Source organism: Pseudalkalibacillus decolorationis (assembly GCF_024609785.1).
In the GTDB taxonomy this organism is placed as follows: domain Bacteria; phylum Bacillota; class Bacilli; order Bacillales; family Fictibacillaceae; genus Pseudalkalibacillus; species Pseudalkalibacillus decolorationis.
In genome coordinates this window covers 20730-42548 of sequence record NZ_JANHJQ010000030.1, presented here as the reverse complement: position 1 = coordinate 42548, position 21819 = coordinate 20730, and the positions used below count along the sequence as shown (strand labels likewise).

Genomic DNA, 21819 nt, shown 5'->3' with positions numbered 1-21819 from the left:
AAAGTTGGAAAATAAAAGGCATGTTACGGTTGAAGGAAACATAAAATACCACAGTCTCATGTACTGTGGCAATACGTTCTCTCACCTTCTTAAAAGGGTCTCAGGAAAGAATGTAACATGCACTTTCCCAGTCACCGTGTGAATTTCTATATTAGAATGTACTCGGAAAACCTCCATTAATAACGATTCCGTCAACACTTCCTCAGGCATACCCGAAGCAACGATCGAACCATTTTGAACAACATATAGTTTGTCACAGTAATAGGCTGCTAGATTAATATCATGGAGTGCAGCCAGAACGGTAATTTCAAGGTTCTTAGCTATATCCATCACTTGCAGTTGGTGGTGTATATCGAGATGGTTTGTAGGCTCATCCAAAATATAGATGTTTGCTTGCTGCGCAATTGCCCTAGCGATTAAAACACGTTGTTTTTCACCGCCTGAAAGCGATAGAAAACTTTTATTTGAGTACCCATTCAATCCAACCCTTTTTAAAGCATAGTCCACGATCTTCCTATCGGTGTCTGTATCTGGATCTAGCCAGCCCTTATGCGGTGATCGGCCCATGAACACAATTTCCTTTACAGAAAAATCGAATTGTACTGCGGTTTCCTGACTGACTACCGCCATCTTTTGTGCAACTTCTCGTGAAGACATTTTTGCAATATCTTCATCATTAATCGTAATGACTCCAGAATCAGGTTTCAAAAGGCGGTATATATTTTTTAAAATCGTTGATTTACCACTTCCGTTTGGTCCGATCACACCGACAAATGCTCCTTGTTCAATCTCCATATTAATGTCGTTAATAATTCTTTGTGCACCTATTTGGGTTGAGAGCCGATCAACTGTCAATCTCAATCCCTTTCACCCCCAAACGAATAGGACCCCCTACGTAAAAGCCATATGAAGAATGGCCCTCCACACAATGCGGTAATAATTCCAACCGGCAACTCTTCAGGTGCTGCAAGGACTCTTGCACCAATATCGGCCCAAATCATAAATATAGCCCCTAATAGAGCACTGATCGGCAGCACCCTTCTATGGTCAGAACCGACCATTACCCTTACGATATGTGGGATCATTAACCCGATAAACCCGATCGCACCGCTAACAGCGACAATAACTCCTGTCAACAATGCCGTCAGTAGAATTAAGAATTTCCGGAAAGACTCAATATTTACTCCGAGAGTCGACGCCGCTTCTTCACCCATTAAGAGCATGTTAAGTGGTCGGTATTGGATAAATAAGCAAAGCATACCGGTGACTACAACAATTGCAGGAATCATAAGCTGATCCCAACGTGCCCCAGCAAGACTCCCCATCATCCAAAACATCGCATCCTTCATTCCTTCTTCATTTGGGGAAGAGATAACGATATAGTTAGTAGCGGCCCCTAACATCATCGAAACGGCCACACCCGCCAATAAAAGGCGGGTCGTGGTGATTTTATTTCTAATTCGGGAAATGAAATATACGAGCACCATGGATATCAATGCCCCTAAAAAGGCAGTAACCGATAATGCGTACTGACCGAATAGTTGAAACGCACCGAATAAAATGACTAAGGTAGCCCCTACTGAGGCACCGGATGATACACCTAAAATAAAAGGATCAGCTAAGGAGTTCCTTACAAGCGCTTGAATGGAAACTCCAACAATTGCAAGACCTGCACCAACGATCGCTCCCAATAATACCCTCGGTAAGCGGATCCCCCAAATAATCTGGCCATAGACGGTATTCCAATCCTGAGAGATCCAATCCCCTATAAACGGTGTTCGTGAAAGGGTGATTTCCCAAACCGTTACTGGATTAATCTGAACCGCTCCGATCATTACTGCCGTTGTAACCGTTATGAAGAAAGCGATAGGTAAGCTGATCGATAACCAAAAAAAGAGTTGGGATCGATGGTCCCGACCAACTTCATTCACCTCGTTTATAGGCTGTACTCTTTTCTTCTCTAAGCGGACTATTCCCATGTTGTTTTCCCTTCTTGATTAAATCCGTCGATTAATGTATTCAATGCTAAAGGTGCTCGTATACCTGGGACCGATCCAGACAAAGGCAACACGACAAAGTGTTTATCTTTTATGGCAGGGACATTTTTCAACTTAGGGTTGTTCAGCAGACTTTCAATCTTCTGTTCGGCGCTTATCTTTCCATAGTCCACAATGACAATCACTTCCGGCTTTCGATAAACGACCTCTTCCCAACTTACTTCTGTCCAGCTTTTTGGGATATCATCAAAGATATTCTTCCCACCTGCTGTTGCTATTAAGTGACCTAAATAAGAATCACCGACGGTAAACGCTTTGTCGGTCCCACTGTCATAAACAAATACAGGAAAGTCGGTCGCCTTATCACCAGCTTGTTTCGTTATTTTTTGTATTTTACCTTTCAGTTCTTTAATCAGTTGATCCGCCCGGTCCTCGACACGAAATATTTTCCCGATGTTTCGGATGTCTTCGTAAACATCCTCGATTTCAGCCCCTTTCGTATTTGAGGACTGATGTAAGTACGTTTTGATTCCGAGTTCTGCCAATTGGTCTCTCGTCCCGATATTCTTTGCGCTGAATGCCGAGCTAAACCCTCCATAAGCAAAATCAGGGTTACTTGCAAGGAAAACTTCTTTAGATGGTGATGTCTCCGATAATACTGGTATTTCTTTGTAGGCATCTTTATATTTCGGTAAAATTTCATCATCAAGATAGGCCGTCCCTACCATCGATTCTTCTAGACCGAGTGCAAGCATGATTTCGGTCGCATGCTGATTCAACGTCACTGCATGCTCAGGTGCCTTGTCAAAGGTTATAGTTTTTTCAAGATTGTTGATCTTAACTGAATCCCCATTAGAGCCTGCCCCTTGTGAATTGTTACTGTTCTGGCTTCCACAAGCCGATAATAGGATACCTATAGTTATTAAAAGTAAAAATTCGAGTGATAAAAGCTTCTTCATTTCTTAATCCCCCTGATTTATGATTGTGCGAACTGCTTGAAGAACATCTTCTGAAAAACAAAAAAACATCCCCACATAGAATGGAAGATGCATTATGATTTATTCGATTACAATAAAAAAACAATCGAATCCCGTAATACACTGCCTATCCTCGTAGGTTTATACGTGCTTTCAGATTAGGCAGGTCTCCTGGCTCTTGATCATTGCATAGCTGCACCTTCCCGTACATTCGTACAGTGGCAATCAGCAGCTTGCTCCCAATTACAGTGGCGGGACCGCGTTGGAATTTCACCAACTTCCCTTTTAAGTCTTCATACATGAAGACACCAAAATCTGTGTATGAAATTTTCCGTTAATCATGAGTATACACCAAATCTACTAAGTGCGACTGATCAATCAAAAAATAATGTTTTACTTTTGAAAAATTCCAAGTAGACACGTACATACCCTCCTTATACATAAAACGTAATCATTACGTTTTATATCTTACACCATATTTAGAGAATCGTCTACCATTTATAATTGTTACAAAACGAAAAGAGAGTGGCTCAACATTCACAGAGTCACTCTCTAAATCTATCAATGAATCTCTTTCGCTTAATTCATTATAACTGTAGGGCAATTCCCGAGTTCCCATTCGATGATTCCGCCTCGGAGATTCGAAACGTTCTTGATTCCATTCGCTTGCAGAATACTCGTTGCAATCGCCGACCGTTTTCCGCTCGCACAATGAATAACGATCGGTTTATCGGTAGAAATTTCAGCAATCCGTTTCGGCAAGTCTCCGAGGACAATGTGCACGGAGTAATCAATGTGGTTTGTTTTCCGTTCTGCAAGATTCCGTACATCGATCAATGTGACCCTTTGATTCTTTACATCCTCTATTAATTTGGAAGGTGCAGCTTCTTCATAGGTTTCGATACTCCCGCCGTCCGCCTCATAAATTTGTACCGCTTTTGTTGAAAACCACCCTTTGATTTTATCTAACCCGATCGAATGAAGATCCGGAACTAGAGTTACTAGCTGATGATCCTCCGCGATCAAATAAAGAGGGCAGTCATACTGAATAAGTGAACCAGTCCAATTCAAAAATGATTTTTCATACGGGATGTTGATTGAACCAGGGATATGTCCTGAAGCAAATTGGTCTGCTGAACGTACATCAATAAGTATTCCGTTCTCATTCAACACTTCATTTATTTTGGCTCTTGAGGCTCCCATTTTTTTATTTGGTGCTAGATCGCTCAACAGATCTGCCCCTTCCCCGTTCACCTTCTTCATGATTGAAAAATAGGCCGGGGGTTCAGGCTGGTCTGCAAGCAAGTAGGAAATGAATTCTTCTTCATTATCGTAAGAAAAAGCTGGATTGAATGATTTTTCGTATCCGAGTGTTGTTGATGGAATGGCGCCCAATGCTTTGCCACAAGCACTTCCAGAACCATGTCCGGGCCAGATTTGCAAATAATCACCGAGAGTTTTGATTCTTTGGACCGAGCGAAACATCTGTCTCGCACCTTCTTGTGATGCATTCGCAACTCCAACTGCCTTTTCTAATAGATCGGGTCGCCCGACATCACCTGCAAAAATGAAATCACCGCTGAAAATTCCGATCGGCTGATTGGCTTTTGCTCCGTCTGTCACAATATACGAAATATGCTCAGGTGTATGTCCCGGAGTATGCATTACTTCAAGTGTTACGTTGCCAATTGTTATCCTATCTTGATCGTTTAAAAACACTTGATTGATACCCGATAAGGAACAATACGTACCGTCTTCACCCCCTAATCCAGACTGATATACCGTTGCATTTGCACGAGCAGCAATCTCAAGCGCTCCTGATACAAAATCTGCATGGATATGTGTTTCAGCTACTCCTGTGATCACTAATCCGTTCTCCTCAGCCATTTTTAAATAGGGTTCGATATTTCTGGCAGGATCGATTACAATCGCTTTCCCTGCCGACTGGCACCCAACTAGATAGGAAGCTTGGGCTAATTTTTCATCGTAAAAAGATCTTAATAGCATCTGCAACCTCCTCGATTTAAGCTCGTCCTTTCAGCATCCCGTTCCAATACATCGCAGGCAGCCCGTACTTTTTCAACCAATACATGCTTTTTCTTTCCTTCGCCTGATTGAAAGGGAACGTTTCCTTAGGCTTATTCCCATACACAAATTCAGCCAGAACAAGTTTCCCATACCCTGTCACTAGAGGACATGAGGTATATCCATCATACTTCTGACGCATCGGTCTCTTTTTTATGAGATTGTATAGATTCGAAACGACTACAGGAGCCTGTTTCCTTATTGCAGCACCCGTCTTAGATGTCGGCAGGCTGGAGGCATCACCCAAACTGAAAATATTCGGGTATTTGTTATGCTGCAAACTATAAGCATCGACATCAACCCAGCCTGCTTCATCCGAGAGTGGACTTTCCCTAATAAAGTCTGGTGCACTCATTGGAGGTACAACATGGAGCAGCTCAAATGGCAACGTTTTATATTCATCAGTCGTGACATTTATGAACACCGCGAGTTTTCTATCCGCCATGATTTCCGTCAGTTCATAATTGAACATCGTATTGATATTCCGTTCCTCGATGATACCTTCTAATGTTCGAGCATACTTTTCGACGGAGAAAATCGAATCGTTCGGTGAAACGAAGGTGACATTCGCCTTATCACGCACCCCATTGTTACGGAACGACTCTTCTGCAAGATACATGATTTTTTGAGGAGCCCCGCCGCATTTCACCGGGGAGTTCGGGTATGTAAAGATCGCATTGCCCTCTTTAAAGTTCGAAATCGTTTCCCATGAATATTCAACATGATTATACGAGTAATTGCTGCAAATTCCGTATTTTCCAAGGTTGGTGTCCAGCCCTTTGATTTGATTCCAGTTCAGTTGGAGCCCTGGTGCAACGACTAAATACTTGTAATGAATTTCTTTCCCGTCTTCGGTCAATACATAGTTTTGTTCTGGGTAAAAGGTTTTCACCGCATCCTGATACCACTCGACATGCTCTGGAATGACGTCCTTCTCTTCTTTTTCAGACTCCTCCCTTTGAAAAACACCGCCTCCGACTAACGTCCATAAAGGCTGGTAATAGTGCTTGGAGGATGGTTCAACAATTGCTATATCGATTCCGCTTGCTAGTTTACTAAGGTGTGCCGCTACGGTTATCCCTGCGGTCCCACCCCCAACGACCAATACTTGATGGTGGTTTAATGAATTCAAAGGTATAGCCTCCTTTATCAGATAATTCCAACAAAATCATTCTATCATAATGAAACTCTCAATATCCTGAATATGACAAAAACTATACCTTCGAACTATTTCGATTTTCTAGTTAAACGGGTTTACACGATCACCTTGGATAGGTTCCTTACCGGTTTTAAATTGAATCCGGATTGACTGTCCTTCAAAAACGTCAGGACCATCCATTACTTGAAAATGAATATGTGCTTCAGAAGAATTCCCGGAATTTCCACAAAGACCAAGAAGATCCCCTTGCTCTACTTGATCACCAGGCTCGACGGAAATCGAATGTTGCTTGAAGTGAGCAAGAAGGCTGTACTCCCCATCATCATGTTCAATCACGACATGGTTCCCGAGAGGCTGATCGGCATTCATTTCACCTGGAGTATTGTCTTCAACATCCTCGACCACCTTTATTACCTTCCCGTTTGCCGGAGCTGCCACTTCTTGCCCAAAGGCATAATAGTGTTTATTTTTCAGAGGATTGCCATGATACGAGCTGCCGTTTTTCTTAATGACCAGATCATAGGCATATCGTTGCTCGGGTGATAAGTAGTGGTAATTGATAAGGTGGTTAGTACCGCCCCAAACCACATTCCACTCTTGCTTTATCGGCATGACATATTCATTTTCTGTGTATTGACGGTCGGTTTCAGTATAAGAAGGCAAAGGCGTCACATTTAAGCCCTGAATCGTATCATGCTTATCAAAAACGATTCGTATCCCTTTCGTTTCAGCTTCATTAACCCAAACGTATTGGGCTAAATGTTTCGTAATTGAGAGTTCTGATTTCAGGCGATATGCTTCCACACCTTCATTGAACGATTCTGATAAACGTACAAACTCTTCAAATGATACACTTTCTTGAAAATCATCACTAAACTGTTGATAAATAGTCTCATAGTCACCTCGTAAAAATGCGTCATTAAATTCCTCTGGCTCAATGCTGTCCTTATGTTTCATTATTTGACCTTGCTCCTCTTGACTCACTTCAATCCTCTCCATTAAATCAAGGTTCGGCTCTAATTCAGAAAAAGGAAGAATACCTGCCGCAATTAGTGCAATCACACTACTTTTCATTAAGTGAACACCATCCCTTCCTGTTTCTACTAATTACGATTTCCGAGTGGATAGGTTTCATTGTAATCTGGGAATGCAAGATTTAATGGATGAACGTTCTCCGTCCAAAAGAATGAAAAGAACCTTCCAATGGGACATCATTGAAAGGTTAAATGATTTATTAGTTCTGCTATTAGGCCCGGTTATAAACCGTCTATTTTACCCCTTTTTGTTCTAAAAACACCAGTGCTGTATTGTTTTTCTTGCGCATCGAAAAGACTGCAGCTATTAATGCTACAATGATAAATAAACCACCGATTGTAGGATTTAGTTCAACAGAGGTCCGCTCTATGACAATTCCACCAACCATAGATCCGAAGGCAATACCAAAATGCAGTGCCGAATTATTTAGGCTCTGTTGTATATCTGAAGTTTCAGGTGAGGACTCGATAAGATAGCTTTGCATCGCTGGGGTAATCGCCCAACTGAGCATACTCCAAATAACCATTACAACTAAGAAAAGCGGCAATGCGAAAGTTGTATAAGGAATTGAAAAGATGGATATGGCAAAGGCGACAATCACCGCAATGATCGTGGGCTTTGTACCAAAACGATCAGAGAGGCTACCTCCAATTCCTCCACCCACCACAGCTGCAACTCCAAAGATTAAATAGACAATGCTAACCCATGTTCCATTCATCCCCAACACACTTTTTAAGAATGGTGTTAAGTATCCATACAACGTTAAGTGGCCAGCCAAAAACAGAAATGAAGTCAATTGGGCTAGTAATATTTTACGGTTCTTCAACGTACGTAACTGTTCTCCGATCGGTACCGCTGGTTTCGGATCAATTCTACCCATAAAGAACTGCACACCAGCCATAGATAGGATCGTTAATACGGTAATAAGGATAAATGGAGATCTCCATCCAAAAGCATTTCCCAACATTAACCCAATAGGAATTCCCAGTACTAAAGAGGCACTGATTCCCATAAAGACTATACCAATTGCACGGGCCCGGTACTTAGCTGCCACAATATTGGAAGCCATCGTCACACATAAAACCACAAGCAATGAGCCACTCATGGCTGATATAATACGTGCAATCAATAACATACTATACGTCTGACTAAATATAGCTATCACGTTTCCTACGCAAAACACCAATAAGGCAATCAGTGTCAACCGCTTTCTCTCAACCCCAGCTGTTAACGTTAATAAAATTGGGGCTGCAATCGCAAAAACAAGTGAAAATATCGTAATAAGAAACCCAGTTTGACCGAGGCTTACTCCTAAATCTATAGCAATCAAATCTAATAATCCACCTATAATCAACTCAACCATCCCGACAACAAACGAGACGATGGTTAATAAATATACACGTTTATCCATAGCAAAACATCCTTTTGTATAAGTTACTACTACTATGGTAACTTTATATAAAGGAGAAAACAAGGATTATTTTATCAGCAACAATCCAAACAAGTGAGTATGCTATTATGGAATTACTACTATCTAAGCCAAGGAGTCTAAAATCATGCTTCAACAATTCGGTTTCACACAGTATGAAAGCCAAGTCTATCAATCGCTTATTACAATCGATCAGCCTCTAGATGCGACTGATATCGTTAAGCAGTCAGGTGTTCCCCGTTCAAAAGTATACGAAGTCCTACATCGTATGTCTGAGAAAGGGATGATTCTTGAATCAACCGTTGGAAAAAAGCGACTTTACACCGCTCTTCCCATTGAATCCACTATCGACAAACTAAAAGCTGATTTTGAAACCAATGTCGAACAATTAAGAAATACAGAAATTAAAGCAGCACCTGCAGATGATCGTGTATGGATGTTAAAGGAAGACCATTCTATCCAGGCACTACTTAAAGATTTGTTGCAACAAGCTAATCACTCCATTTTCATTTCAGGTTGGGCTGATGATTTACGATTTTACCTTCCTATACTAGAGGAGAAATATAATAACGGTGTTGTTGTTAACATTCATGTGATCGGAGAAATCTCGACGATCATTCCTAACATATCCACCTTAATACCAGATTCGCACCATGCAAACTTAGAGAGAAGTCGCATTCTTATTGTGGATGAACAGGAAATGCTTTTTGCTGGAATAGAAGAAAAAAAATGGCAAGCAATTCGTACTCAGTCTCGTCCACTTGTAAAGTTCTTCACTGAATTCTTTTATCATGATGTTGCCTTAACCGAAATTACTCAAAAATATAAAGATACCATTATGAAAGACGAGGCAATTAGGGATGTGCTGTTGAATTTGAGGTATTAGGGTTGAGGTCAACAACATCACGATTGTAGAACATTGAAAAAGGTCTCGGAGATTTCCCGAAGCCTTTGTTCATTCCTTGTATTGAAGGGTTCGAGTCGATGATTATATTACGTCGCCCATAGATTTTGGGTTAAGACCTAAATCGAAAAAGTTCATATAAATATGTATTACTCTTTTACTTCTTGTTCTATTCTTGGGCGTGATTAAAGATGCTTCTTTGAATAAAGTTTTGATCATTTGAGAAATCAATGTTCCGATTTCCTGTGGCGGTACCGCAGTGAACCCAGGAGATATTCTTCGGGGATGCGGATGGCGTTGTCGTCATACCACAGTCTAGTGAACAAGACATCTTGGAAAAGTCGTTGGATAAAATGAGAAAAGATGAGATCCTAGAAGAAGAAGTCTCTGGAAACGTTGAGGCTATTAAGTAGTACTTGGATAGCATGCTCTCTAAATAGAAGGAAGTATGCCTGCCTTTTGAAAAGCATAATTAAGGCAGGCATACTTTTTAGTTGGATAACAATTGTAAATATTCACAAACGGTCTCGATGCCCTTTTCAAAGTTCTCCAAATGAAAATGTTCATTCGGGGCATGCAGATTTTCTGAAGGTAAGCCAAAGCCCATCAACACAACAGGCGACTCGAGCACTCTTGCGAAAACCTCCACGATCGGAATCGAACCACCTTCTTTAGGAAAGAGCGGACGAACTCCATATACTTTTTCGTACGCATTGGCAGCCGCTTGAATCATCGGATTTTGCGAATCGAGAGATACAGCCTTTGCTTGAACAAACTGATTTATATCCACTGAAGCGTAATCTGGCATGATCGATTGGATATGTTGTTCGATGAGACGATACACGTGATTCGGGTCCTGGTCCCCCACTAGCCGACAGCTGATTTTGCCATTCGCCTCACTAGGAACAATCGTTTTGAACCCTTCTGCTGCAAACCCTCCACCAATACCATTGATTTCAAGAGTTGGTCGGATACCCGTCTGTTCGTTGAACGTATACCCTTTTTCACCATATAATGCGGTTATGCCAAGCTCTTTCTTCATTTTGTCTTCGTTAAAAGGAATTTCAGCTATTTCCTGCTTCAGTTTGTCTGTGACGGCTGGTACCCCTTCATAAAAGCCATCCACTGCAACTCTTCCATCTTCATCATGCAAAGAGGAAAGAACGTCCAATAAAACATGGACGGCATTAGGCACTCCGCCACCGTATGTGCCGGAATGCAAGTCAGTATTCGCTGTTTTTACCTTTACTTCCATCGCAAGCGCGCCTCGTAATGACGTACAAATAGCAGGCTGCCCTTTTTCGATAAAGGAGGTATCTGAAATGACAACCGCATCTGCTGCCAGCTTCTCCTTATTTTCCTCAATAAATGGCGGAAGGTTCGGGCTGGCGATTTCTTCTTCCCCTTCAATACAGAATTTCACATTGACCGGTAATGTTCCATTTTCACTCTTTATAAGTTCTAACGCTTTGATATGAATGAACAATTGTCCTTTATCATCGGTTGCACCTCTTGCGTAAATCTTATTGTCTTGAATCGTTGGTTCGAACGGTAGTGTTTCCCATAATTCAAAAGGATCAGCAGGCTGAACATCATAATGTCCATAAATGAGAACAGTCGGTTTCCCTTCTGCATGTAACCAGTCCCCGTAAACAATCGGATGCCGTTCTGTCGGGATAATTTCTACGTTTTCCATGCCAACCTTCCTTAATGATTCGGCTACCCATTCCGCACCCGCGTGGACGTCCTCTTTATGTTCAGATAACGAAGAGATACTCGGTATTTTCAAAAACTCCTGAAGCTCATTGATAAAACGTTCTTTATGTACTTGAATTTCATTTTTCACATAGAACCCTCCCAAAGTTTTTATTGGACCAGGCTTAATTTGATTTTATTATAGCGATACACGAACTAAATGTCTTTCGGAAGCATTCAACATAATATCAAAGCGCCCCACTTTATCCGAATAAGATTGAGACGCAGAATTTGTAGATATTTCTCGGGAAATTGTTGAAATTTGAAAAATACTGCGTATTACCTGTATCACATTTCGCCATATCGCCTGGCGATATAAACATCGGGACCTCTTAGTTGAATCATATCGCTATCGTTTTTATGCCCATGTATTACCAGTAAATCCTCTGTATCGCATGGTTATATAAGCACACTGTTGTTGGCCAAGACACACATCCAGTCCATATTCTAATTGATCATACTTGAAATCCAAATGTGAATGTAATCCTCATTCATATCGCCTGGCGATACGGCACAAAAAAGAACCGACCAAACCTTTGCTGACCAGCTCATTAGGGGTGCACTCTGTTTTCAAAAAACATCATTTTTTAGGGTATATCGCTTGTCTATATCGCTTTATTTTCGGAACAAGGAGAAAAGCCCGCCCCGTTTTTCTTTTGGTTTTTGGATCGCTTCTTCTAAACGTTTATTAAAATCATTTTGTGAACGCCATTCTTTAACCTGCTCTTCTCTCATACTTTTTATTTCTTTTTGTAACAGTTCGCCTTTTTGCTTTTCTTGTTGCAACAATTTTTCATAATGCTTTTTCTCTTGCTCTAATAAGGTTTCGTACTGATCCTTTTGTTGTTTGGTCAAGTTTTCAATTTTAACATTCGTTTTTTGTGCTGAATTTCCAATACTGGAACTTATCGTATGGTGATCTTGCTGAAGTCTTGAAACCGTTGTTTTAAGCTGTGACATATCGTTTACCAATTGGACATTCATTTCACGGGTAACTGCTAGTTCCTGAACGACATATTTTAAAGCTTCTTTTAATTGATTACGGTCATGGGGTACATTTTCATATGTATCGGGTAGCGCTATGTCGGTTTCATTGGAAACTTTTAATCTTTCCTTTTGTTGATAGACGGCGTCTATAGCTGTATCGTCAAGGGGCTTGTCTGTATCGCGTAGCGCTATAAGCGCTACGATATCACTTTGAACAAATATACGCCGATCGCCATCTTTCAAAAATTCATATCCGTTCCGCTCTAAGATTTGCCCATACTTTCGAACAGTAGGGGTGGCTATTTCCAGTTCTTCAGCAACTTCCTTAGTCGTGAATGCTTGTTCATTGGGTTGTATATCGCGTCGCATATCGTGCCTCCTTTCTATTAAATATGAGGGTTTTCGACATGAATTACAAGCCATATCGCCAAGCGATACACAAATGTAATAACAACAAAAAAGACTACCCCCTAAACTTAGGAAGTAGCCTTTTCGGGTGAAAAATAGTATTACTATTTTTCTAGGTGGGGAGCAGATTACATCATGCCGCCCATTCCACCCATGCCGCCCATTCCGCCCATATCAGGCATTCCGCCGCCGCCTTCATTTTCTTCAGGCTTATCTGCAACTACAGCTTCTGTAGTTAGAAGCATTGCAGATACGGATGCTGCATTTTGAAGTGCAGAACGAGTAACTTTTGTAGGGTCAACGATACCAGCGTCGATCATGTTTACCCACTCGCCAGTTAAAGCATTGAAGCCAACGCCGAGGTCTTCACCTTTTAAGCGTTCAACGACAACAGAACCTTCAAGTCCAGCGTTGTGAGCGATTTGACGAATTGGCTCTTCAAGCGCACGAAGAACGATGTTAACACCTGTAGCTTCGTCACCTTCAGCTTCGATTGCTTGAACCGCTTTTAGTACGTTTACAAGCGCTGTTCCACCACCGGATACGATTCCTTCTTCTACTGCTGCACGAGTAGAGTTCAATGCATCCTCGATACGAAGCTTACGTTCCTTCAATTCTGTTTCAGTAGCAGCACCGACTTTAATAACCGCTACACCGCCTGCAAGCTTAGCAAGACGTTCTTGTAGTTTTTCTTTATCAAACTCAGAAGTTGTTTCTTCGAGTTGAGCACGAATTTGGTTAACACGAGCTGCAATCTTATCAGACTCGCCAGCACCTTCAACGATTGTTGTGTTTTCTTTCGTAACAACAACTTTAGAAGCTGTACCAAGTTGACCAATGTTTGCAGATTTAAGATCTAATCCAAGATCTTCTGTGATTACTTCTGCACCAGTCAAGGTAGAGATGTCTTCAAGCATTGCTTTACGACGATCACCGAATCCTGGAGCTTTAACAGCTACAGCGTTGAACGTTCCACGAAGTTTGTTCACTACTAATGTAGCAAGAGCTTCACCTTCAACATCTTCAGCGATGATCAGGATAGGCTTACCTTGTTGAACAACTTGCTCCAATACAGGAAGAACTTCTTGAATGTTTGCGATCTTCTTGTCTGTAACAAGAATGTATGGGTTTTCTAGTACTGCTTCCATTTTGTCAGAGTCAGTTACCATATAAGGTGAAGAATATCCACGATCGAATTGCATACCTTCTACGACTTCAAGCTCAGTAGCGAATCCTTTAGATTCTTCAATCGTAATAACACCGTCGTTTCCAACACGTTCCATTGCTTCCGCGATCAATTGTCCAACTTCATTGTCACTAGAAGAAATTGCAGCGACCTGCGCGATTGATTCGCGGCCTTCGATTGGCTTAGAAATACTCTTAAGCTCTTCTACTGCAGATACAGTTGCTTTTTCAATTCCTTTACGAAGAACCATTGGGTTTGCACCAGAAGTAACGTTCTTAAGACCTTCACGGATCATTGCTTGAGCAAGAACCGTTGCTGTAGTTGTACCGTCTCCAGCTACGTCGTTTGTTTTGCTAGCAACTTCAGCTACAAGCTTTGCACCCATGTTTTCAAAAGCATCTTCCAGCTCGATTTCTTTTGCAATCGTTACACCGTCATTAGTGATAAGCGGAGAACCGAATTTCTTTTCAAGTACAACATTACGTCCTTTTGGTCCAAGGGTAACTTTTACAGCATTTGCAAGTGCATCGACACCGCGAAGCATAGAGCGGCGTGCGTCTTCACTAAACTTAATATCTTTTGCCATTTTTAAAGAACCTCCTTGATTTGTTTGTATGTAGGGACTTTTGTCGATCCCTAATTTCTGTGTTAATTAACCGACAATAGCAAGTACGTCAGTCTCGCGTAAAATTAAGTATTCTGTACCTTGATATTTTACTTCAGTGCCAGCGTATTTTGAGTAGATTACAGTGTCACCTTCTGAGACCTCGAGTGCAATTTTTTCACCGTTGTCTGTTACTCGGCCAGTACCGACTGCAACAATTTTACCTTCTTGCGGCTTTTCCTTCGCAGAATCTGGAAGTACAATCCCGCTTGCGGTTTTTTCTTCGCCTTCTACAAGCTCAATGATAATACGATCACCTAACGGCTTTAACAAGTGAAACACCCTCCTTAAGGATAATAATTGCTTTTATTTATTATTAGCACTCGATTAAAGTGAGTGCTAATTCCATTTTTAATAATAATCAATCTTTTATAGTTTTGCAAGTGATAACCTTAACTTTTTATACTATATTTACAAAACCTCAATGTTCGACCATAACTACGTTCCTTCGACTAAATCCAACATTGAAGGCGGAGATTCTGCAACATAACACGCTTTTTGTGTTTGTGGGAGAATCGAAGCGATGATCTGCACACCTGGGGGCTGGAGCCTAAACAATACATCTATGCATCAAAATTGCCTTGTTGAAAAAATTCTTCTTTTACTTGGTAGATATCTTAATATTTTCCGAAAATCATGAATCAAGTATTTCAAACTATTGTATGATAAAATGTAGCATTGAGTTGGTTTTTCCAACGAATCTTCTGTTGAAAGAGGAGAAAAATTTGAATAAACGAAATGCATGGATTTTAATAACGTATATAGTGATGTTACTTTCAGGTATAATCGGTGGTCCATTATTAATCTCACTTGGAGTGCCCATGGATAAAATCCCAGGCCTTTGGAATGTGGTTAGCTTTTCAATCGGATTTATTATAATTCTATTGATTATGATTCCAGAATTCAGGAACCCGCCATTTAGGGATGAACGGGCGAACACAGCCCAGACAATTGGATGGACAATTGCTGGTATACCAATGGTTTTTATTGCGCAAATTATCGCCGCTTCAATAGAAATGAATTTCTTTGGAGTGGAACCTGGTTCAGAGAATACAGAAATGATTGTTGATTTAACATTATCTGTCCCATTACTCATTATGGTCGTCGCTGTAATCGGTCCGATCCTTGAAGAAATTGTGTTTCGTAAAGTCATCTTTGGTACACTCTATAAACGAATGAATTTTGTTGTTGCAGCATTAATCAGTTCCCTCGTATTTGCAGTTGTCCACAGGGATTTCACCCATATTCTTGTCTATGCTGCGATCGGGTTTACGTTTAGCTTTTTATATGTAAAAACAAAGCGGTTAATTGTTCCGATCATTGCTCATGTATCCATTAACTCTTTCGTGATGCTTGTGCAGGTTATTTTTCGGGATGATATTGCTGAACTGCAAAAACAATTACAAAGCATGCAGTTCATTATTGGAGGATAGCTATGAAAATTTCACCTACGTTTTGGATTTATGCCTATTTTGTGCTCGGTATCATCTTTACCTACTTAGCCATTTATTACGCACAGGAAGATGGAATTTGGTCGTTCTGGCCGCTCATTAATATGGCACTTGCTGCGTATGACTTCTTTAATGCCTTTCGGATGATCGAACTTCGCAAAAAAATAAACAAAATGAAAAAGAAATAAAGAAAACTTGGCTAGCGCCAAGTTTTCTTTATTCTTCGGTTTCTCCTCGTTCTTCTGCTTCTTTGGCAGCTTTGAGAGATTTCCGGTACGCTACCCTCGAGATTAATATACTAATTTCATACAATAAAATTAATGGTAATGTCACAAGCATGTGGGAAATCAGTTCTGGAGGTGTTATTAACCCTGCAATAACGAGTAACACGAAATAAGAGTATTTACGTATCTTTCCAAGCCATTCTGGCGTTACAATACCGAGTCTTGTCAGAAACATGACGACGACAGGGAACTGAAACAATATACCAAATGGTAGTGTCAGCCGGAATAAGAAATGGAAATACTCATTTATTCCGTATTCCTCTTCCACCCCAAGTATCTCGGCTAGTCCGTTCATAAAATCAATCACAAATGGAAACACAATGAAGTACGAAAACGCAATTCCTCCGACAAACAAGATAAACGTCATCGGGATATAAGCTAATGTTGCTGTACGCTCCTTCTCAAATAAACCTGGACTGACAAATGCCCAAAGTTGATACAAAGCGACTGGAGAAGTCAGTAAAATTCCAATCAGAAACGCAAAGTCCAAAAAGACATTGATCGGATCCGTTATGTTAAAAACATTTAATTCTAATCCTGCTGCTTCAGGTGTTTTCTGCAAAAATTGAATCAACGGCATAGCCAGAAAAAAGCCAGCAATAAATGCGACAAAGAATACTAGTATGACGACAAAGATTCGCTTTCGTAATTCTTCAATATGGTATTGTAATGACATCTGTTTATCCGTCATACTAAAAACCTTCCTAACTATTGCTCGTCTGTCTTCTTGCTTTTCTTGTCTTTTTCCTTGTCCCCATCATCATCTACAAGCCCACTCGTTGCATTTTTGAACTCGCGTAACGTCTTACCGGCAGCCTTTCCAAGCTCAGGCAGCTTTTTTGGACCGAAGATTAATAGTGCGACAATCGCAAGTAGAACAATACTTCCTGGACCTAATCCCATAAGGTGGTCACCTCCTCAAGTTATATTTTTTCCTTTGATAACTTTAGTACTTCTATGATTCAAGCGGATAATGTTTCAAAAAATAGATCAGTGATTGCAGTTCAACAGCGAGGTCAATATGATGGACTCGAATGTGCTCGGGTACTGTTAAACGTGCAGGTGTGAAGTTTAGTATTCCTTTAATCCCGATTTCTACCAGCTGATCTGCAACTGTTTGCGCGGTTTGAGCGGGAACAGTCAAGATCGCAACAGATACGTCTTCTGCAGCATCCCTTTTCAAGCTATCGAGATGGTGGATCGGCACCCCGCTAATATCCGTACCTACCTTTTTCTCATCTACATCAAACGCCATTTCAATTCTCGTATTATCGCCTTTTAGAAAATTATAATGCAAAAGGGCGGTTCCAAGATTGCCGACACCAATTAGCATCACTCTTGTAACCTCATCCTGATCAAGTGTTTTCCTGAAAAACGTGAGTAAGTAATTAACATTATAGCCATAACCCTTTTTGCCTAATGCTCCAAAATAGGAAAAGTCTCTTCGGATCGTAGCTGAATCGACCTTAACCGCTTCACTTAATTCTGAAGAGGAGACTCGTTGTTTTCCCGAGGCAGAAAGGTTTTTTAGAAACCGATAATATAGTGGCAAGCGTTTCGCTGTAGCTTGCGGAATTTTATGCTCTTCAACGCTCATAGGATCCCTCCAATGCATTTTTAAGAAAAGCGCAAGCGCCCTGCTTAGCCACGAAGGTCACTGGAAGACCGACGAGGAGGCTGTTGCCGCCGCAGGAGGCCTGAAGTGATCCAAGTGGTTGGGCGCTGAAGCTGGACATTACATCCACGCCGCAAACTTTTATACTTTCTTTACTCATAAAGAAAACTTGGCTAGCGCCAAGCCTTAGCGCAGGTTGAGCCTTAGTTACGCTTATACTAGGGACTTAAACTTTTCTACGACGTCGATTTACTTCTGGTTGAAAAGTTATACTTTCCTTACGTAGAATATGGGGTGGTTTTTGAACTGAACTGTTCATTTCTATTTATGTTCTGCGGTAATCGCCGCTTTTTCCACCTTGTTTTTCTAACAGATAAGTAGGACCGATGACCATCCCTTTATCAATTGCTTTACACATATCATAAACGGTAAGAGCAACAGCTGATGCTGCCGTCAATGCCTCCATTTCGACTCCGGTATTCCCCTTCGTCTTTACGAGCGCTTCAATGATTAATTCAAACGTATCACCGATGCTCCAATCAAATGAGATATCCACCGCTTTAAGTGGTAATGGGTGACACATGGGAACTAGATCAGGTGTTTTCTTGGCTGCCATAATGCCAGCAACCTGGGCAACAGCTAGTACATCCCCTTTTTTGACGTTCCCACCTTGAATCGCTTCATAGATTTCCTTTGATACGACAACACGGCTTTGAACGCGAGCACTTCGAACAGTAGATTCTTTATCGGAAATATCAACCATTTTCGCCCTGCCCTGCTCATTAAAATGCGTGAACTCGCCCATAGAATCACCTTCCTAACTGAGACTATACACCATTTTACAAAAAAAGAAAGGTATCCAACATGCAAATTTATAACAATACGTTGAAAATTGTTTAGTTGCCTGAACTTTTGCACATACGCTACACTATTAGTGAGGTGTATTAACATGATCGTCCTACAAGTCCAAGAGGTCACAAAATATTTTGGTGCTGACCTTATTTTATCGAATATTAAACTTGAAGTACAATCCCGGGACCGTATTGCCTTAGTTGGTCGCAACGGTGCTGGTAAATCTACGTTATTAAAAATGATTAGCGGTCTGATTTCCTATGATTCTGGTTCTATTATGAAGCCAAAGGAAATTGAGATCGGCTACTTAGCCCAAAACGCTGGGTTAGAATCGGATCACACAATTTGGGAAGAGATGCTGAAGGTGTACACACACCTACAGAACATGGAAGAGCAGATTCGACTCTTGGAAAAAAGGATGGGGGATGAAGCGGTCCTTAATCAACCTGAAGTGTATGACAAAGTACTTTCTGAATACGACGAGCTTCAGCAAACCTTCCAGCAGCGCGGCGGTTATCAATATGAAAGTGACATCCGCTCCGTCCTTCATGGATTCCGATTTTTCGAGGTGGATTATAACAAGCCAATTTCATCGTTAAGCGGTGGTCAGAAAACAAGACTTGCACTCGTTAAGCTGTTGCTCACTCGTCCAGACCTTCTTATTCTTGATGAACCAACGAACCATCTAGATATCGAGACATTAGACTGGCTGGAAGGATATTTGCAGTCATACCCAGGTGCATTACTGATTGTCTCGCATGACCGCTACTTTTTGGACAAGGTATCAAATCAAGTTTATGAGTTATCAAGGCAAAAAAGTAAAAAGTTCAAAGGGAATTACAGCGACTACTTAGAGCAAAAAGCTGAACAGTATGAACAGGACCTTAGGGAATACGAAAAACAGCAGAGTGAAATTAGCAAATTACAAGATTTTGTCCAGCGCAATATCGCTCGTGCATCTACGACAAAGCGTGCCCAGAGTAGAAGACGCCAGCTCGAGAGAATAAATGTTCTCGACCGACCGGATTCTGCGGAAAAATCTGCTCAGTTCGGGTTTATGATTCATCGTCAAACCGGTAATGACGTCCTAAAGCTTAATGACCTTAGTATCGGCTATGAGGACTCGCTTTCTGAGCAGGTTAACCTTCATGTCCAACGTGAAGAAAGTATTGCCTTAGTTGGTCCAAATGGTATCGGGAAATCTACACTTATTAAAACAATCATTCATCCTGACAAGAAATTAGCGGGTGAGATTCGATTCGGTTCCAATGTTCAAATCGGCTACTACGATCAAGAACAGGCTAATTTAAACAGTCATAAAACCGTTTTACAAGAGTTATGGGATGAGTATCCCACACATACGGAGAAAGAAATTCGAACCGTGCTAGGAAACTTTCTGTTTAGCGGCGATGACGTTTTAAAAGGCGTTAATGAATTGAGTGGTGGTCAAAAGGCTCGGCTTGCTCTTGCCAAGCTAATGCTCCAAAAGGCAAATGTGCTTATTCTAGACGAGCCTACAAACCATTTGGATCTAGACAGCAAAGAAGTATTGGAAAATGCTTTGATTAATTACCCTGGTACAATTCTCTTTATTTCACACGACCGATATTTTATTAATCGTATCGCAACGCGGGTAGTTGAACTATCTGCTGAGGGCCTTGAAAACTACTTGGGTGATTACGACTACTTCCTTGAGAAAAAAGCCGAAACTGCAGAACTAGAACGGCTTGAGCGGGAAGAAAGCTCTGATACGGTACAAGAGGAAAAGATAAGCGATACGAAAGAGCAGTTCCAAGTCGATAAACAAGCGAAAAAAGACGAACGAAAACGGCTCCGACGCATTGAAGAACTTGAGGTGAAGATTGAGCAGCACGAACAACAAATTGAATTATTCGAACAAGACCTTGCAGACCCAGATGTGTTTCAGAATTATGAGAAAACCCAGAAGATCAACGAAAAACTACAAAGCACGCAAGGTAAGCTGGAATCATTATTTAAAGAATGGGAACGTTTACAGGTTTAACAATTTGCGAAGAGGGAATGACAGACCATATTATGACTGTCATCCCTCTTCAATTTTGGTACTATTTTCGACATATACACATAATCCACAGGGTTATACACATAAATAAAGGGGATTTCATCGTTTTTGCTATCAACTATCCACACTATCCACAAAATACCCTGAACTTATCCACAATTTAATGTCCACATTACAAAGTGTTTATTTCATTATGTTTATTTCGTATTATCCACAGTGTTCACAACATGTGGATAACCTTTTTCCACATTACAATTTTACTAACGATTCTACTGTTTTCCTAAACATCTACTGTAATGTATGACTTGTTGACGATCTTTTCTTTGCCATAAAACCCTTGAGCTGTCTGGGGTTTGGCCAATTTTATTTCAAACTGAGGTTCTTCATCAAAAAATAGCAGCAACATTGTTGAAAACGATTGATTTTCCTTTTTCCGTTCATCAAGTTCAGTTTTAACCGGTGAAATTGTGGATATGTTCGAACTATTCACAACAATTGATCTTGCCTCTGCTTCGAAAGCCTAAGGGCATTTAAACCGACCTGTCTTTCCGAGAATTATCGACCCCTGGCTTTACTCCATTGGTCCTTTTCATCGCGTTTATCGCTTCCTTTTTCATTGCATTAGGTTTAAGATTTGCAATACTTCTCTTGCCTCACCGTCTCGTTAAACATATAAAAAAGTTTTTATTTTTCATATAATCACATTCCCCATTAATTATGTTTTCGATTACAATCTTATCAATGAATTAAGTTTTGGAAGACTTTAAGCAAGAAATAAATAGACCAGCTCCACAAAAAAGCACAACAAGCTTTCTTCAACCAGTCCATCCCTTTATCAGACAGATTTTGAGACTGTTCAAAATCAATCGATATAAAAAACTGCCTCAACCGTTTCTAATAAGAGGTTGAGGCAGTTTTTACAGTTAGAAAATATGAAATTTTGTTGCATTGATGTAATCTCTAGCATTAGCTCCCAGGTGTTCGAGGTCG

20 protein-coding genes and 1 riboswitch are annotated in these 21819 nt (G+C 40.8%); of the genes, 4 read left to right on the top strand and 16 right to left on the bottom strand.

Annotation, left to right across the window (positions count from 1 at the left end; all coding sequences use genetic code 11):
- Positions 1-81: 81 nt before the first annotated feature.
- The 7 genes from NON16_RS21190 to NON16_RS21160 all read right to left on the bottom strand — a co-directional run bounded on the left by NON16_RS21190 (position 82) and on the right by NON16_RS21160 (position 8664).
- Positions 82-861: an ABC transporter ATP-binding protein gene (locus NON16_RS21190; protein ID WP_257351413.1), complete on the bottom strand. Its 780-nt coding sequence runs from the start codon at positions 859-861 to the stop codon at positions 82-84.
- Positions 858-1979 carry a FecCD family ABC transporter permease gene (locus NON16_RS21185; protein ID WP_257351412.1) on the bottom strand — a complete coding sequence of 374 codons (1122 nt, stop codon included), beginning with the start codon at positions 1977-1979 and terminating at the stop codon, positions 858-860. The genes NON16_RS21190 and NON16_RS21185 overlap by 4 nt, the downstream gene beginning before the upstream one ends.
- Positions 1970-2956 carry an ABC transporter substrate-binding protein gene (locus NON16_RS21180; protein WP_257351411.1) on the bottom strand — a complete coding sequence of 329 codons (987 nt, stop codon included), beginning with the start codon at positions 2954-2956 and terminating at the stop codon, positions 1970-1972. The genes NON16_RS21185 and NON16_RS21180 overlap by 10 nt, the downstream gene beginning before the upstream one ends.
- 163 nt (positions 2957-3119) lie before the next feature.
- Positions 3120-3302, bottom strand: a riboswitch (cobalamin riboswitch).
- Positions 3303-3553: 251 nt separating this feature from the next.
- Entirely contained in the window at positions 3554-4981 is a 1428-nt protein-coding gene (locus NON16_RS21175; RefSeq protein ID WP_257351410.1) for an MBL fold metallo-hydrolase, read from the bottom strand.
- Positions 4982-4997: 16 nt separating this feature from the next.
- A complete protein-coding gene (locus tag NON16_RS21170; protein WP_257351409.1) occupies positions 4998-6191 on the bottom strand; it encodes an NAD(P)/FAD-dependent oxidoreductase in 1194 nt (397 codons plus the stop codon).
- Between the two features lie 108 nt (positions 6192-6299).
- Positions 6300-7292: a peptidoglycan DD-metalloendopeptidase family protein gene (locus NON16_RS21165; protein ID WP_257351408.1), complete on the bottom strand. Its 993-nt coding sequence runs from the start codon at positions 7290-7292 to the stop codon at positions 6300-6302.
- A 193-nt stretch (positions 7293-7485) separates the two neighbouring features.
- A complete protein-coding gene (locus NON16_RS21160; protein ID WP_257351407.1) occupies positions 7486-8664 on the bottom strand; it encodes an MFS transporter in 1179 nt (392 codons plus the stop codon).
- 145 nt (positions 8665-8809) lie between these two features.
- Here NON16_RS21160 and NON16_RS21155 point away from each other — a divergent pair, with 145 nt between their 5' ends.
- A complete protein-coding gene (locus NON16_RS21155) occupies positions 8810-9568 on the top strand; it encodes a TrmB family transcriptional regulator (protein ID WP_257351406.1) in 759 nt (252 codons plus the stop codon).
- Between the two features lie 508 nt (positions 9569-10076).
- Here the strand turns inward: NON16_RS21155 and NON16_RS21150 are convergent.
- The 4 genes from NON16_RS21150 to groES all read right to left on the bottom strand — a co-directional run bounded on the left by NON16_RS21150 (position 10077) and on the right by groES (position 14859).
- Positions 10077-11432 carry a dipeptidase gene (locus tag NON16_RS21150; RefSeq protein WP_257351405.1) on the bottom strand — a complete coding sequence of 452 codons (1356 nt, stop codon included), beginning with the start codon at positions 11430-11432 and terminating at the stop codon, positions 10077-10079.
- A 524-nt stretch (positions 11433-11956) separates the two neighbouring features.
- Positions 11957-12697, bottom strand: coding sequence for a hypothetical protein (locus tag NON16_RS21145; protein ID WP_257351404.1), 741 nt, complete (start codon positions 12695-12697; stop codon positions 11957-11959).
- A gap of 167 nt (positions 12698-12864) precedes the next feature.
- Entirely contained in the window at positions 12865-14508 is a 1644-nt protein-coding gene (gene groL, locus NON16_RS21140; RefSeq protein WP_257351403.1) for a chaperonin GroEL, read from the bottom strand.
- Between the two features lie 66 nt (positions 14509-14574).
- Positions 14575-14859 carry a co-chaperone GroES gene (groES, locus tag NON16_RS21135; protein ID WP_257351402.1) on the bottom strand — a complete coding sequence of 95 codons (285 nt, stop codon included), beginning with the start codon at positions 14857-14859 and terminating at the stop codon, positions 14575-14577.
- Positions 14860-15311: 452 nt separating this feature from the next.
- Between groES and NON16_RS21130 the strand changes: the two genes are divergently transcribed.
- The gene (locus NON16_RS21130; RefSeq protein ID WP_257351401.1) at positions 15312-16019 is read left to right on the top strand and encodes a CPBP family intramembrane glutamic endopeptidase; all 708 of its coding nucleotides are present in this window, start codon (positions 15312-15314) and stop codon (positions 16017-16019) included.
- A gap of 2 nt (positions 16020-16021) precedes the next feature.
- Entirely contained in the window at positions 16022-16225 is a 204-nt protein-coding gene (locus NON16_RS21125) for a DUF4305 domain-containing protein (RefSeq protein WP_257351400.1), read from the top strand.
- 28 nt (positions 16226-16253) lie between these two features.
- Here the strand turns inward: NON16_RS21125 and tatC are convergent, their stop codons facing one another.
- The 4 genes from tatC to moaC form a co-directional block, all read right to left on the bottom strand.
- Positions 16254-17012, bottom strand: a complete 759-nt coding sequence (tatC, locus tag NON16_RS21120) for a twin-arginine translocase subunit TatC (protein WP_257351399.1) — start codon at positions 17010-17012, stop codon at positions 16254-16256.
- A 17-nt stretch (positions 17013-17029) separates the two neighbouring features.
- Positions 17030-17224: a twin-arginine translocase TatA/TatE family subunit gene (locus NON16_RS21115; RefSeq protein ID WP_257351398.1), complete on the bottom strand. Its 195-nt coding sequence runs from the start codon at positions 17222-17224 to the stop codon at positions 17030-17032.
- 52 nt (positions 17225-17276) lie between these two features.
- Positions 17277-17918, bottom strand: coding sequence for a redox-sensing transcriptional repressor Rex (locus NON16_RS21110; protein WP_257351397.1), 642 nt, complete (start codon positions 17916-17918; stop codon positions 17277-17279).
- A gap of 343 nt (positions 17919-18261) precedes the next feature.
- The gene (moaC, locus tag NON16_RS21105) at positions 18262-18741 is read right to left on the bottom strand and encodes a cyclic pyranopterin monophosphate synthase MoaC (RefSeq protein ID WP_257351396.1); all 480 of its coding nucleotides are present in this window, start codon (positions 18739-18741) and stop codon (positions 18262-18264) included.
- Positions 18742-18885: 144 nt separating this feature from the next.
- On the opposite strand from moaC, the gene NON16_RS21100 reads away from it, so the two are divergent.
- A complete protein-coding gene (locus tag NON16_RS21100; RefSeq protein ID WP_257351395.1) occupies positions 18886-20811 on the top strand; it encodes an ABC-F family ATP-binding cassette domain-containing protein in 1926 nt (641 codons plus the stop codon).
- Between the two features lie 298 nt (positions 20812-21109).
- Here NON16_RS21100 and NON16_RS21095 read toward each other — a convergent pair whose 3' ends face one another.
- The gene (locus tag NON16_RS21095) at positions 21110-21319 is read right to left on the bottom strand and encodes a hypothetical protein (RefSeq protein ID WP_257351394.1); all 210 of its coding nucleotides are present in this window, start codon (positions 21317-21319) and stop codon (positions 21110-21112) included.
- Positions 21320-21819 lie beyond the last annotated feature (500 nt).

Excerpts from the sequence above, each read along its gene's own strand:
- NON16_RS21185 (WP_257351412.1), bottom strand. The coding sequence starts at position 1,979 with ATGGGAATAGTCCGCTTAGAGAAGAAAAGAGTACAGCCTATAAACGAG.
- NON16_RS21180 (WP_257351411.1), bottom strand. The coding sequence starts at position 2,956 with ATGAAGAAGCTTTTATCACTCGAATTTTTACTTTTAATAACTATAGGT.
- NON16_RS21175 (WP_257351410.1), bottom strand. The coding sequence starts at position 4,981 with ATGCTATTAAGATCTTTTTACGATGAAAAATTAGCCCAAGCTTCCTAT.
- NON16_RS21165 (WP_257351408.1), bottom strand. The coding sequence starts at position 7,292 with ATGAAAAGTAGTGTGATTGCACTAATTGCGGCAGGTATTCTTCCTTTT.
- NON16_RS21160 (WP_257351407.1), bottom strand. The coding sequence starts at position 8,664 with ATGGATAAACGTGTATATTTATTAACCATCGTCTCGTTTGTTGTCGGG.
- NON16_RS21155 (WP_257351406.1), top strand. The coding sequence starts at position 8,810 with ATGCTTCAACAATTCGGTTTCACACAGTATGAAAGCCAAGTCTATCAA.
- NON16_RS21145 (WP_257351404.1), bottom strand. The coding sequence starts at position 12,697 with ATGCGACGCGATATACAACCCAATGAACAAGCATTCACGACTAAGGAA.
- groL (WP_257351403.1), bottom strand. The coding sequence starts at position 14,508 with ATGGCAAAAGATATTAAGTTTAGTGAAGACGCACGCCGCTCTATGCTT.
- NON16_RS21125 (WP_257351400.1), top strand. The coding sequence starts at position 16,022 with ATGAAAATTTCACCTACGTTTTGGATTTATGCCTATTTTGTGCTCGGT.
- tatC (WP_257351399.1), bottom strand. The coding sequence starts at position 17,012 with ATGACGGATAAACAGATGTCATTACAATACCATATTGAAGAATTACGA.
- NON16_RS21115 (WP_257351398.1), bottom strand. The coding sequence starts at position 17,224 with ATGGGATTAGGTCCAGGAAGTATTGTTCTACTTGCGATTGTCGCACTA.
- NON16_RS21110 (WP_257351397.1), bottom strand. The coding sequence starts at position 17,918 with ATGAGCGTTGAAGAGCATAAAATTCCGCAAGCTACAGCGAAACGCTTG.
- moaC (WP_257351396.1), bottom strand. The coding sequence starts at position 18,741 with ATGGGCGAGTTCACGCATTTTAATGAGCAGGGCAGGGCGAAAATGGTT.
- NON16_RS21100 (WP_257351395.1), top strand. The coding sequence starts at position 18,886 with ATGATCGTCCTACAAGTCCAAGAGGTCACAAAATATTTTGGTGCTGAC.